14 protein-coding genes are annotated in these 13,009 nt (G+C 62.9%); 6 read left to right on the plus strand and 8 right to left on the minus strand.

From position 1 onward, the window contains the following. The first annotated feature begins 105 nt into the window (after positions 1-105). Both V7S54_RS03405 and V7S54_RS03410 read left to right on the plus strand, forming a co-directional pair. Positions 106-660 (plus strand): DUF2975 domain-containing protein, encoded by a 555-nt coding sequence (locus V7S54_RS03405; protein ID WP_058329065.1) that lies wholly within the window; start codon positions 106-108, stop codon positions 658-660. A 3-nt stretch (positions 661-663) separates the two neighbouring features. Then, positions 664-879 (plus strand): helix-turn-helix domain-containing protein, encoded by a 216-nt coding sequence (locus tag V7S54_RS03410; RefSeq protein ID WP_065372288.1) that lies wholly within the window; start codon positions 664-666, stop codon positions 877-879. A 6-nt stretch (positions 880-885) separates the two neighbouring features. Here the strand turns inward: V7S54_RS03410 and V7S54_RS03415 are convergent, their stop codons facing one another. The 7 genes from V7S54_RS03415 to V7S54_RS03445 form a co-directional block, all read right to left on the minus strand. Beyond that, the gene (locus tag V7S54_RS03415; RefSeq protein ID WP_065372287.1) at positions 886-1,812 is read right to left on the minus strand and encodes a carbohydrate kinase family protein; all 927 of its coding nucleotides are present in this window, start codon (positions 1,810-1,812) and stop codon (positions 886-888) included. 91 nt (positions 1,813-1,903) lie between these two features. After that, a complete protein-coding gene (locus V7S54_RS03420; RefSeq protein WP_065372286.1) occupies positions 1,904-2,596 on the minus strand; it encodes an orotate phosphoribosyltransferase in 693 nt (230 codons plus the stop codon). A gap of 26 nt (positions 2,597-2,622) precedes the next feature. Beyond that, complete coding sequence (gene pyrC, locus V7S54_RS03425; protein WP_065372285.1) at positions 2,623-3,660, minus strand: dihydroorotase; 1,038 nt, start codon at positions 3,658-3,660, stop codon at positions 2,623-2,625. Between the two features lie 193 nt (positions 3,661-3,853). Further along, a complete protein-coding gene (locus tag V7S54_RS03430; protein WP_065372284.1) occupies positions 3,854-4,474 on the minus strand; it encodes a nucleoside triphosphate hydrolase in 621 nt (206 codons plus the stop codon). Further along, a complete protein-coding gene (locus tag V7S54_RS03435; RefSeq protein ID WP_065372283.1) occupies positions 4,471-5,253 on the minus strand; it encodes an ATP-binding cassette domain-containing protein in 783 nt (260 codons plus the stop codon). Before V7S54_RS03435 ends, V7S54_RS03430 begins: the two co-directional genes overlap by 4 nt. Further along, the gene (locus tag V7S54_RS03440; RefSeq protein ID WP_065372282.1) at positions 5,253-6,338 is read right to left on the minus strand and encodes an ABC transporter permease; all 1,086 of its coding nucleotides are present in this window, start codon (positions 6,336-6,338) and stop codon (positions 5,253-5,255) included. Before V7S54_RS03440 ends, V7S54_RS03435 begins: the two co-directional genes overlap by 1 nt. 201 nt (positions 6,339-6,539) lie before the next feature. Next, positions 6,540-7,565: a sugar ABC transporter substrate-binding protein gene (locus tag V7S54_RS03445; RefSeq protein ID WP_065372451.1), complete on the minus strand. Its 1,026-nt coding sequence runs from the start codon at positions 7,563-7,565 to the stop codon at positions 6,540-6,542. 396 nt (positions 7,566-7,961) lie between these two features. On the opposite strand from V7S54_RS03445, the gene V7S54_RS03450 reads away from it, so the two are divergent. Together V7S54_RS03450 and V7S54_RS03455 are read left to right on the plus strand one after the other, a co-directional pair. Next, entirely contained in the window at positions 7,962-9,194 is a 1,233-nt protein-coding gene (locus V7S54_RS03450; protein WP_065372281.1) for an ROK family transcriptional regulator, read from the plus strand. Further along, a complete protein-coding gene (locus V7S54_RS03455; RefSeq protein ID WP_336408047.1) occupies positions 9,194-9,622 on the plus strand; it encodes an RbsD/FucU family protein in 429 nt (142 codons plus the stop codon). The genes V7S54_RS03450 and V7S54_RS03455 overlap by 1 nt, the downstream gene beginning before the upstream one ends. 98 nt (positions 9,623-9,720) lie before the next feature. On the opposite strand, the gene V7S54_RS03460 is transcribed toward V7S54_RS03455, so the two are convergent. After that, positions 9,721-10,143 carry a DoxX family protein gene (locus V7S54_RS03460; protein ID WP_065372279.1) on the minus strand — a complete coding sequence of 141 codons (423 nt, stop codon included), beginning with the start codon at positions 10,141-10,143 and terminating at the stop codon, positions 9,721-9,723. 261 nt (positions 10,144-10,404) lie between these two features. Here V7S54_RS03460 and V7S54_RS03465 point away from each other — a divergent pair, with 261 nt between their 5' ends. Next, on the plus strand, positions 10,405-11,109 hold the full coding sequence (locus V7S54_RS03465; RefSeq protein WP_065372278.1) for a Crp/Fnr family transcriptional regulator: 705 nt from the start codon (positions 10,405-10,407) through the stop codon (positions 11,107-11,109). A 5-nt stretch (positions 11,110-11,114) separates the two neighbouring features. Continuing rightward, on the plus strand, positions 11,115-12,977 hold the full coding sequence (locus tag V7S54_RS03470) for a CHASE2 domain-containing protein (protein WP_065372277.1): 1,863 nt from the start codon (positions 11,115-11,117) through the stop codon (positions 12,975-12,977). Positions 12,978-13,009 lie beyond the last annotated feature (32 nt).

Genomic DNA, 13,009 nt, shown 5'->3' on the forward strand with positions numbered 1-13,009 from the left:
TCGAGATCTGATAGGAGAGGCATGGCACGGCACCAAAATCACAATTGACGAGAATTACTTATTGTTTTACGATAAAAATACAAGCCAAACGATAAGGGAATTTTTATGACGGAAACCGCCGAGAGGCTGCGCAAGCTCAGCCGCTTCATGAAGCTCATGGTGGTGTTGAGCGGCGCACTGTTCTGCTCAGCCGTCGTCTACGGGCACTGGCAGATTTTCTTCGACCGACAGGGCTTCGAACAGGGTATTCGGGACGTCGTCTTTCCCCGCGTCGATGTCATCACGCTGTCCTATCGCGCCATCGCCACCGTCATTTTCCTGACCGCGATCAACAATGCGCTCGTCATCGCCGGCCTCGCCTTCGCGTGGCAGCTTTTCGACGGCTTCCAGCGCGGCGAGATTCTCACCAGCCGCAATGGCGTGTTGTTGCGGCGCGTGGGGCTGACGGCGCTTGCGGGAGCGCTATGCATGACGATCAGCAATGGCATCGGCATCCTGGCTGTCACCTACGACAATCCGGGCACCACGGGACATGCGGTGGTCTTCGATATCAGTGGCGGCGCCATCATCGTGCTGCTGATGGCCGGACTGGTCGTCGGCCTTGGCCACGTCCTGGTCATCGCGTCGGGGGTCGAGGCGGAGAACAGGAGCTTCGTCTAGCGGATGCCGATCGTCGTCAATCTCGATGTCATGCTGGCGAAGCGCAAAGTCCGTTCGCGCGATCTCGCCGAACAGGTGGGGATTACCGAGCAGAACATCTCGCTGCTGAAATCGGGAAAAGTGAAGGGCGTGCGCTTCGATACGCTGGAGAAGATCTGCGCCGTGCTGCAATGCCAGCCGGGCGATATCCTGGAATACCGCCCGGAGCCCGAAGAGTAAGAAAGCTCAGAGGCCGATTTCGTGCTTCCACGGCGGGTTTGCGCCGGCACGCGAGACGGTGACGGCCGCCGCCTTGGCGCCGAGTGCCAGTGCATTGCGGACCGCGGTTTCGGTGAGATCGGCGACATCGGCCTTGGTCAAGAGGCCGGCGAGCTTGAGGGATGCCAGTACGCCGGCGTCGAAGGTGTCGCCGGCGCCGACCGTGTCGACCACGGTGACGCGCTCGCCGGCCACTTCGACCTTGTGGTGCGCCGTGTAGCCGACTGCGCCGTCGGCGCCCTTGGTGATCAGCACCAGCTTCGGCCCGCGCTTCAGCCATTCGGCAGCAAGTTCGTCATGGCTGCCTTCCATGCCGAACCAGGCGAGATCCTCGTCGGAGAACTTGATGATATCCGACAATGCCGCCATGCGGTTCATCCGGGCGAGATGGGCGTCGCGGTCCTTAATGAAGCCGGGCCGGATGTTCGGGTCGAAGGAGATGACCCGCTTTTCGTGCTCGCGCGTCATCAACGCCTCGTACGTTGAACCGCAGGGCTCGGGGATCAGGCTGATCGCGCCGAAATGCAGCGCTTCGCAGAAATCCCCCAGCTTCGGCAGGTGCTCGGTCGTGATCATGCGCCCGGCAGTTTTCTCGTCGAAGAAGGCGTAGCTCGCATGGCCATTGACGAGCTTGACGAAGGCAAGCGTCGTGTGCAGCGAGAGCGTCGCACAGGGGCCGAAATCGACATTCGCCGCCTTCAGCGTCTCGCGCAGGATATCGCCGAACATGTCGTCGGAAAGGCCGGTGAAGAAGCCGGTCTGGATACCGAGGCGGCCGAGCGCGATTGCCGTGTTGAAGATCGCCCCGCCGGCATAGGGTGCAAAGGCACTCTCGCCCGCGGTCGTGTCCCGCGGCAGCATGTCGATCAGCGCTTCTCCGCAACATACGATCATCGGCTCTTCCTCCTGGGTAGAATTTCAATCGATTTAAGAACTGAATCTTAGGCGTTGCGAGGCCCCGGCTCGGCCGGGGCCTCTTCAAACGTTACGCGAGAGCGCTCACGCCGCCGTTGCGGCCCGACCAGGCGAGCGGCGCGTTGAGGAAGGCTTCCACTTCACCCAGCGTCTTCTCGTCGAACAGCTTCTGCTCGCGGGCGACCGCCAGCACGTTGCGCCAGGTGGCGATCCAGTGGAGGTCAACGCCCTTACCCTTCATCTCGCCAACCGCTTCCGGGAAGATGTCGTAGTAGAAGAGCGCAATGCCGTGGTCGACAATGCCGCCGGCTGCGCGAATGGCGTCGATGAATTTGAACATCGAACCGCCGGCGGTCGTCAGGTCCTCGATGACGAGCACGCGTGCGCCTTCCGGCATATGGCCTTCGATCTGGGCGTTGCGACCATGGCCCTTCGGCGCCTTGCGGACATAGATCATCGGCAAGCCCAAGCGCTCGGCAAGCATCGCAGCAAAGGGAATGCCGGCCGTTTCGCCACCGGCGACCACGTCGAACTTCTCGAAACCGGCCTCGCGCAGGATCGTCGCTGCGGCGAAATCCATCACCGCCGAGCGGATGCGCGGGTAGGAAATCAGCTTGCGGCAGTCGATATAGACGGGGCTCGCCATGCCCGACGACAGCTTGTAGGGCTCATCGGCGCGGAAGTGTACGGCCTTGATCTCCCAGAGCATCTTGGCGACCAGCTCAGCCATCACAGCCTTGTCGGTGAACGCGTTGGAAAACATCAAACTCTCCTTCAAAACTCAGCGGATCAGACGACGGCCCAGTGCAGCGGGAACATCGGATCGAATACGGTGACCAGACCGGCACCGGTCTCGATCTTCTTGGGATAGGTGACCGCCTCAGCCTGCTTGCGCAGCGTGATCTTTTCCTCGTTGACCGGCAGGCCATACCAGGCGGGACCGTTCAGCGAGGCGAAGGCTTCGAGCCTGTCGAGCGCGCCCTCCTCCTCGAACACATGCGCTAGGCAGCTCATGGTGTTGATCGAGGTGTAAATGCCGGCGCAGCCGCAGGCGCATTCCTTCAGCGGATCGACATGGGGTGCGGAGTCGGTGCCGAGGAAGAAGCGCCTGTCGCCGGAGACGGCGGCCGCGCGCAGTGCCAGACGGTGGTTCTCACGCTTGGCGACCGGCAGGCAGTAGTAATGCGGCTTGATGCCGCCGACCAAAATCGCATTGCGGTTGATGATCAGGTGATGGGTGGTGATCGAGCCGGCAAGATTGGCCTTCGACGCCTTGATGTAGTCGATGCCGTCCTTGGTGGTGACGTGTTCCATCGTCACCTTCAGTTCCGGCAGCCGCTTGCGCAGCGGATCGAGCACGGTCTCGATGAACACGGCTTCGCGGTCGAAGATGTCGACATCCGAGCTCGTGACCTCGCCATGGACGCAGAGCGGCAGGCCGATCTTCGCCATGCGCTCCAGCACCGGCATCGCCTCATCGATATTGCGCACGCCGCTGTGCGAATTCGTCGTCGCGCCCGCCGGGTAAAGCTTGACCGCCTTGACGAGGCCGCTCCTGTGGCCGGCCTCGACGTCGTCAGGATTGGTGCCTGCGGTGAGATAGAGCGTCATCAGCGGCTCGAACCGGTCGCCCGCGGGAAGCGCGGCGAGGATGCGCTCGCGATAGGCGCTGGCGTCTGCGGTCGTCACGACCGGCGGCACCAGGTTGGGCATTATGATCGCGCGGGCGAAATGGCGGCTGGTATCGGCGATAACGCCTTTCAGCATGTCGCCGTCGCGCAGGTGAAGGTGCCAATCATCCGGCCGGCGGATAACGAGGTCTTGCATGGTCAGCGTTCTCCTAGCTCAGAACGGAATGCAGGCGGAAACCGCTTACACTCATCCCGCTCTGCTCGCGCCCGATCCGCGCGCGCGGCTTTGCAGCCGGCAGGTGCGGGTGGCGGGCGGTTACTCATGTGGTGGAACCGCGTCTCGATAACACCAATGCGCCCGGGAAGACAATCCGCAATCCGACCATCGATCAGAAATCCGCAAGCACGAGATCTGCGCGTCGCTGGTGCTCGACGACACGATGCGCGTTAGGGATGTCGTTGCCATGGGCTTTGCGCTTCGCCGCCTCCTCGTCATAGCCGTGATCGTACCAGCGTTTCAAAAGACGCCGCTCCAGTTCCTCGATCCCTGGGTTGATGAAGATGGAGAAATCGAAGGCGCCCGCGAGCTTGTTCCAGGGGTCCTCGTCGAGAAGCAGATAGTTGCCCTCCACGAGAACGATGCGTGTTTCGGGCGCAACGATCCGGGCCGAGGCGATCGCCAATTCCCGCGACCGGTCGAAAACCGGAACAAGCACCTCGCCGTCATTGGCGCGGACCGCCTGAACCGTCGACAGGAACGCCCTGACGTCAAACGTTTCCGGCGCGCCCTTGCGAGGGAGCAGGCCCTTTTCTTCCAGGACGGCATTGTCCATGTGGAAGCCGTCCATTGGCAGCACCGCCGCCTTTTCGCCGCGGGCGACCAGGGTCTCGGCGAGCGCGTCCGACAACGTCGACTTGCCGGAACCCGGAGGGCCGGCAATGGCGACGACGAAACGGGCAGCACCAGCCGCCCGTCTCAGGATTTCGTTTGCGATCGGCTCGACGTTCATGCCGCGAGCGCTTCGCGCGGCGGCTCCTTCGCCCCGGTCATGAAGGCGACAGCATCCGACATCGTGTGCTCCTTCGGGTTGATGACGCATAGCCGTTTGCCAAGCCGATGGATATGAATGCGGTCGGCCACCTCGAACACGTGCGGCATGTTGTGCGAGATGAGCACGATCGGCAGGCCGCGCGAGCGCACGTCGAGGATCAATTCCAGCACCCGCCGGCTTTCCTTGACACCAAGTGCTGCGGTCGGCTCATCCATGATCACCACCTTGGAGCCGAAGGCTGCAGCCCGCGCCACGGCCACGCCCTGGCGCTGGCCGCCCGAAAGGGTTTCCACCGCCTGATTGATGTTCTGGATGGTCATCAGGCCGAGCTCTGACAGCTTTGCCCGTGCCCGCTTCTCCATCTCCGCGCGGTCGAGCGTGCGGAAGAGCTTGCCCATGATGCCGGGTTTACGGATTTCGCGACCGAGAAACATGTTGTCGGCGATCGATAGCGCCGGCGACAGCGCCAGGTTCTGGTAGACGGTCTCGATGCCGGCGGTGCGCGCCTCCATCGGCGAACGGAAGTGGATCGGCTGGCCCTCGAGCCGGATTTCGCCTTCATCAGGCGTGACGGCGCCGGAGATCGCCTTGATCATCGAGGACTTGCCGGCGCCGTTGTCGCCGATGACGGCCAGGATCTCGCCCGGGTAGAGGTCGAAATCGGCATGATCCAGCGCCGTGACCCGGCCGTAACGCTTGACCAGGCCGCGTGCGGTGAGAATGGGTTCCTGAGCCATCAGCCTGCTACCTTTCTGATCCATTGGTCGATTGCGACGGCGGTGATGATCAAAACGCCGGTGAGGAAGACTTTCCACTGCGGATCGGCGCCCAGCATATTGAGACCCATCGAGACCACGCCGACGATCATCGCGCCGATCAGGGTTCCAAGGATCGATCCGCGTCCGCCGAAGAGTGAGATGCCACCGATCACGGCTGCTGTGATGGCCTGCAGATTGTAGTCGGTGACGGCTGCCGAAGGCGAGATCGAGCCGTTGCGGCCGATTGAAACCCAGGCGGCGAGCGCTGCGATCAGACCCGCCAGCGTATAGGCGCTGAGCAGCACGCGGCTGGTGCGGATACCGGAAAGCTTGGCGGCCTCCGGATCGTCACCCACGGCATAAAGGTGTCGTCCCCAGGCCGTGTGATTGAGCGCATACCAGAGGCCGAAGACCAGCACCGCCATCATCACCACGCCGAGCGTGAAGACTGCGGGCCCCACCTTGAAGCTGACGCCGAAGAGGTGAAGCATCGGGGTGACCGCCGTCACATCGGCCTCGCGGATCGTCGCATTGGCCGAGTAAATGAAGTTCGTCGACATGATGACGTACCAGGTGCCGAGCGTCACGATGAACGGCGGCAGCTTGACCCTGGAGACGAGGAAACCGTTGAGGAAGCCACAGGCGCCGCCGACGACGAAACCGATGAAGATCGCAATGGGCGCCGGAAGGCCATAGGTCACGGCGCAATTGCCCATGATCACCGCCGAAAGCACCATGATCACGCCGATCGAAAGGTCGATGCCGGCCGTCAGGATCACCAATGTCTGCGCGGCCCCCAGGATGCCGACGATGGCGATCTGCTGAAGGATCAGCGTCAGCGTATAGGACGAGAAGAACTTTCCGCCGATCGCCACACCGAAGATCAGGATCGCTGCAACGAGCACGATGAACGGCACGGCCGCCGGCGTCGAGTGCAGGAAATGCTGGATCTTCTGGATCGCGGTCTTGTCATGCGTATCGAACGACGCGACCTGCGTCGAACTGTTGACCAGGACTTTTTCGAATTCCTGGGATGGCTGTGCGGCTGTATTGGGCTCGCCCATGGACCTTCCTCCGGTGAACCCCACTCCCAAGGGGTTGCGATGCAATCTGGTGCACAGCCCGCCCACCATCGGGCGGGCATCAGCACTCACTAAAGAAGCTGCGCGGTTTCCGTCGCCTTGTCAAAGACATCGGCGCTTACGCGAAGGGCGGCCGGGGCCGCCCTTCCGTTACTGCCTCATGCGATCGAAGAGCGGAGGCGATCAGCCCCAGCACTTCTCCGTGCCGACCTTGACGTCGATCGATTCGACGCCTGCAGCCGGCTTGTCGGTAACGAGCGAAACGCCGGTGTCGAAGAAGTCCTTGCCTTCGGTCGGCTTCGGCTTTTCGCCGCTGTCGGCGAACTTCTTGATCGCCTCGATGCCGAGTGCGGCCATCATCAGCGGATACTGCTGCGAAGTCGCGCCGATAACACCTTCGGCCACCGACTTGACGCCCGGGCAACCGCCGTCGACCGACACGATCAGCACGTCCTTCTCCTTGCCGACGGCTTTGAGCGCCTGATAGGCGCCGACGGCGGCCGGCTCGTTGATGGTGTGGATCACGTTGATATCGGGATCCTTCTGCAGAAGGTTTTCCATCGCCGTGCGGCCACCTTCTTCGTTGCCGTTGGTCACGTCGTGGCCGACGATGCGCGGGTCATCCTCGTCACCGATCTTGTTCGGGTCCTTCGGGTCGATGCCGAAACCGATCATGAAGCCCTGGTCACGCAGGACGTCGACCGTCGGCTGCGAAGGGGTGAGGTCGAGGAAGCCGATCTTTGCGGTCTTCGCATTCTCGCCCATCGTAGCGGCGGCCCATTGGCCGATCAGCTTGCCGGCGAGCAGGTTGTCGGTTGCGAACGTGGCGTCGGCGGCTGTGGCGGGATCAAGCGGCGTGTCGAGAGCGATCACCAGAAGACCGGCTTCCTGCGCCTTCTTCACCTGGTCGACGATTGCCTTGGTATCGGAGGCAGCAATCAGGATGCCCTTGGCGCCGTCGGCGATGCAGGATTCGATCGCAGCCACCTGGCTGTCGTGGTCGCCGTCGATCTTGCCGGCATAGGCCTTCAGCGTCACGCCGAGTTCCTGCGCCTTGGCGGTCGCACCCTCCTTCATCTTGACGAAGAAGGGGTTGGTGTCGGTCTTGGTTATCAGGCAGGCGCCGACATCAGCAGCCTGTGCCGGCGCGGCGAAAGCGACACCAAGCGCCAGCGCGCCGAAAGCGGCGGAGAGAACAGTCTTCTTCATGAAATCCTCCCAAGGATTGAAAATCGGGCCGGCGGACCGCCCCAGGCCACGCGACAGCAACATTCTCCTCGTTGCAATCGACGCTTCCGAGACAAAAACAAACACTAAAATTCCGGGGTGTCAATAAATAAATCAAATTGAATTATTATTTCGATGTGTCATTCTTGGGATGACGACGCTCCGTCGCAGAAGCGGAGCGTCAGACAAATTGACAGAGCCACGGCAAGCGGAAACAACAGACCTGCGCCAAGCGGGCACCAGAGCGGGATGAGGAAAAGTGCATGCGGTTTTCCGCCCGCATCCCGCTCTAACTTATGAGAAACGATCACGTTTATGGTTTTGGGCCGATCCGACTCTAAACCAGCGTGATCTATGCCAACGGGAGGAGACGGTGGCATGTCACTGACAGACGGTCCTGATCGGGGACCGACGCAACCTGAGGTCATCGACCCGAGCGGCGGCGCCAACCAGACGCGCGTGCGCGCCTATAACGAGCGCCTGGTCATGTCGTTGGTCAGGCGTCACGGTGGCCTCTCCAAAGCCGATATCGCCCGGCGTTCCGGCCTTTCGGCGCAGACCGTATCGGTGATCATGCGGGCGCTGGAAAGCGACGGCCTGCTGGTCAAGGGCGATCCCGTTCGCGGCAAGGTCGGGCAACCATCGACGCCGATGCGGCTCAATCCGGACGCGGTCTTTTCCTTCGGCGTGAAGATCGGCCGGCGCAGCGCCGATCTCGTGCTGATGGATTTCGTCGGCACCATCCGGCTGCATCTGCATCATGTGCATGCCTATCCGCTGCCAGGCGATCTGGTCGATTTCATCATTTCAGGCATGGCGAAGCTCGAACAGCAGCTCAACCCCGATCAGCGCAAGCGGATCGCCGGCATCGGCATCGCCACGCCCTTCGAACTCTGGAACTGGGCGGAGGAAGTGGGCGCGCCGCGGGAAGAAATGAACAAGTGGCGCGACATCGATCTGCAGGCAGCAGTCTCATCCCGCACCACCTATCCGGTCTTCCTGCAGAACGACGGCACCAGCGCCTGCGGCGCCGAGCTCGCCTTCGGCGTCGGCGCCATCTATCCGGACTTCGTCTATTTCTATATCGGCTCGTTCATCGGCGGCGGCGTCGTCCTGAACTCAGCGCTCTTCTCCGGACGTACCGGAACGGCGGGCGCCATCGGCCCCCTGCCGGTTTCAGGCAAGGACGGCAAGACCATCCAGCTCCTCAAGATCGCCTCGGTCTTCGTACTCGAAAATCTGCTGCGCGAACGCGGCATCGACCCGCGGCCGCTCTGGTACTCGGCTGACGACTGGATCGACTTCGGCGAACCGCTCGACATCTGGATCGACGACTGTGGCGCGGCTCTTGCCCAGGCGGTGGTATCAGCGGTATCGATCGTCGACTTCTCGGCCGTTGTCATCGACGGCGGCTTCCCACCCTGGGTCCGCGCCCGGTTGCTCGCCGCCACGCGCAGGGCGCTCTACGAGCTCGACCTCCAGGGCGTGACCATCCCTGAGCTGGTGGAAGGCCTGGTCGGTAGCGACGCGCGCGCCATCGGCGGCGCCAGCCTGCCGCTCTTCTCCCGCTACCTGCTCGACACCAATGTCCTTTTCAAGGAGCTCGGCTGATGCTGAAAGGACTAAACCCGATCCTCAGTCCCGAGCTGCTTGCAACGCTCCGGGTGATGGGACACGGCGACGAGATCGCGCTGGTCGACGGCAACTATCCGGGCCAGGAACATGCGCGCCGTCTCGTCCGGCTCGACGGGCACCCGCTGATCCCGGTGCTCGACGCCATCTTCAGCGTTTTGCCAATCGACGATTTCGTGCCCGAGGCGATCTTCCGCGCCACCGTCAAACAGGACAGGGATGCGCTTGATCCGGTGCATCAGGAAATCGTCGCGTGTTGCGCCCGGCACGAGCCCGGCCGCCGTGTCGTGCCCTTGCTCGGAGCGGATTTTTACCCGCGCGTAAGAGCCGCCCACACGGTCGTCCAGACGAGCGAACCCAGGCTCTACGGCAACGTCATCCTGCGCAAGGGCGTGATTTATCCCTGAAATGCAAGAAGCCCGCCGAACGAGCGGCGGGCTTGATGTTACTGCGGTAAACCAGAGTATGCCTTGTGCGTTGATCCCAACGCACGGCATGTTCGGTCTCAGGCGCCGCGCTTATCGACCGACAGAGCGCCGGGGCCGAAGACGGCGAGCACGAGGAAACCACCGGCGATCGCGATATTCTTCATCATCATCAGGCCGTTGAAGACGGTCAGCAGGCCGTTGGCTTCCGGCGGGAAGTTCGGGATGTTGATCGCGCCGCTGTGAAAGGCGAAAGCGGTGACAAGGCTGAACGCCGCAAGCAGATAGGCGGCAATCTTCGTCTGGAAGCCGACGAGAACGGCGAGACCGGCGACGAGTTCGAAGAGGCCGGCAAGGTAAGCGAGTGCGGTCGGTGCCGGCCAGCCAGCGCCGGTGATCATCTGGGCCGTGCCCGACGGATCCATCAGCTTGCTGAAACCGGACATGATGAACATGATAGAGAGAAGAACGCGTCCGATGAGGACGACAACATTCTGAGGCATGCGAGGCTCCTGTGAGAAACGGTTGTTGGCAACAGAAGTATCAGCATTTTCAAATTCATCTAGCCGCTCCGGGAGCGACAGATCGTTCAAGAAAATGAAACGACCAGTAGGCATCGTCAACCTTCGAGCTTGGCGCTTTCTGACTTATCCGCAGACAAACACGGAACTACATCGTCGGCACATCGTTCTTTTCTATTGCAAGGACGAGGCGGCTGGGCGAAGAATTTCGGCGCGGCAGGGGACGCCGCGCGGGGGCATGTCATGAACGAAATCAACAGGAGCCCGACTTTCTGGCGCTCGTTTCCGATCTTCGAAGAATTCGACAAGAATGCCGTTGCCGAGCTTGCCGACATCGCGACCTACAGGAAGTGGCCGGCCGGTACCGTAATCTTCCAGCGTGGCGACGAAGGCAATTACATGATTGTCGTCATCTCCGGGCGCATCAAGCTGTCGCTGATCACGCCGCAAGGCCGCGAACTGATGCTGCGTCAGCATGAAGCCGGTGCAATTTTTGGCGAGATGGCGGTGCTCGACGGCCAGACGCGGTCGGCCGACGCAACGGCGATGACGGCGTCGGAAGGGTATGTGATCGGCAAGAAGTCGTTCCTCGACATCGTCACCAACCGGCCGGAAGCGGCCGAGGCCGTCATCCGCTTCCTCTGCGCCCAGCTTCGCGACACGACCGAGCGGCTCGAAACCATCGCTCTCTACGACCTCAACGCCCGCGTCGCGCGCTTCTTCCTGGCCACGCTCCGCCAGATCCACGGCAACGAGCTGCCGGAAAGCGCCAATCTCCGGCTGACCATGAGCCAGACGGACATCGCCGGTGTGCTCGGCGCCAGCCGGCCAAAGGTCAACCGCGCCATCCAGTGGCTGGAGGAAAGCGGCGCGATCAGAAGAAGCGAGGGCATCATCGCCTGCAAGGTCGGCCGCCTGCAAAGCATCGCCGATCCGGAGGAGGACTAGAGCGCATGGCCTCTGAGCCGCGCCGGCAATTGCGTTTCACTCCGCTTGCCGGCGGGTTCCTGACGAGCTTGCTGGTTGCCGTCGCCCTCTATCTCTTCGCCGAGCCGGTATTAGAAACGCAGCGCGAGCTGTTCTTCGACAGCCTGACACAGTGGATTCCCGCACCGCAGTCGCCTGACATCATTGTCGTCGACATCGACCGCCAGGCCCATCAATCGCGCCCGTCAGGCGAATGGGACAGGACGGCAACCGCCGATCTTCTGTCGCGGCTTGCGACGGCCGGCGCCAAGGCCGTGGCGGTCGACTTCGTCTTCAGCGCCGATTGCAACGCGGCCGGCGACGGCAATGCCGCCCTCGCCTCCGCGCTTGGACGCGTTCCCATCGTTCTCGGCTTTCTGGTAGCCGATACGATCCAGGAGCGGCCACGTCCGGTGCCGCCGCTGGCACTGAGCCGCCCCTTCGCCCCGCCCGAACTCTGGTTCCTCGACGGCGCCGAAACCTCCTGTGCCGCGTTCATGGACCAGGCGAAGGCGGCGGCCGCTTCGTTTCTCGTTGGCGACGAGGACGCGCGGATCCGCCGGGTTCAGGCCTATGCCATCCTCGGCAACGACGCCTATCCGACGCTGGCGATCGAGGCGACACGGCTGATGCGCGGCGCCGGCACGCCGATCCTCGGCGGCGCACCCGCCTGGCTGCGCATCGACGGACGGCTGATCGCGCTCGACGAAACCGGCAGCCTGCGCTTCGTCGCCAGTGCTGCGGACCGGCTCGCCGCCCGCACCGTTTCCGCCGCCGACGTGTTGTCCGGCAAGGCGGCGGCGGATCGCTTTGCAGGCAAACTCGTGCTCATCGGCAGCAGCCTGCCGAGCCTCGGGGGCTTACGGCCCAGCGCCTCGATGCCGCTCGAACCCTCGGTGCAGATCCACGCGGATATCGCCAACGCGGTCCTGACCGGCTTCATACCGAAGCGTGACAGCCGGCTTCCGCTCGCCGAGGCCGCCATGGCCCTCGTCGCCGGATGTGGTATCGCCTTTGCGGCCGCGCGCCTTCGGCCACTGATATCCGCGGCCCTTGGCCTTATCGCCGTCGCCGCCGTCGTCGCGGCAGCAGCGATCATCTATGACACCAGTGGCTGGCTTATCGATGCGGTCAGCATTTCGGTCGCGCTCGCCGTGGTTCTCGCGGTGACGAGCATCCTGCAATTTGCTCGGGTGCGGCGATCCGAAGCGGCAGCACGGCAGAAATTCTCGCAATACCTGCCGCAATCGGTCGTCGCCCGCTATATCGACAATCCCGGGCTTGCACGCGTGGCCGGCGAGGAACGGCAGGTGACGGCGCTCTTCACCGATATCGAGAGCTTTTCCTCCCTGTCGCAGAGACTGAAGCCGCGGGAGCTGATCGCGTTGCTCGACATCTACTTTGCCGAAGTCAACGCGCTGGTGGCCGAGCACGGCGGCATGGTCGACAAGGTGGTGGGCGATGCGGTGCACGCCTTTTTCAACGCGCCCGAGGACCTGCCGGAACACGTCGACAGGGCGATCGCGTGCGCCAGAGCGATCCATGCATTGACGGAAGAGATGCGTCGGCGTCCGCAGTTCGCGGCCAACAGCTTCGGCCGGACCCGGATCGGCGTCGAGACCGGACCGGCGGTGGTCGGCGAAGTCGGCGCCGGCGGCAAGCTCGACTACACCGCCCATGGGGACGCGATCAATCTGGCGGCGCGGCTTCAGGAGGCGAACAAGTTCCTAGGCACCGCGATCTGCGTTGGGCCTGCTGCAGCGGCGGAGAGCAAGCAGCAGCTTCGCCCGCTCGGCACCCACGAAATTCGCGGCTTCTCGACGATGGAGCTTTTCACGGTTTCGGAGTAAAGCGCCGCAAAGCCAGTTTCTGGGACACAATG

Source organism: Ensifer sp. CCNWLY38, from assembly GCF_037120565.1.
GTDB lineage: Bacteria > Pseudomonadota > Alphaproteobacteria > Rhizobiales > Rhizobiaceae > Ensifer > Ensifer adhaerens_H.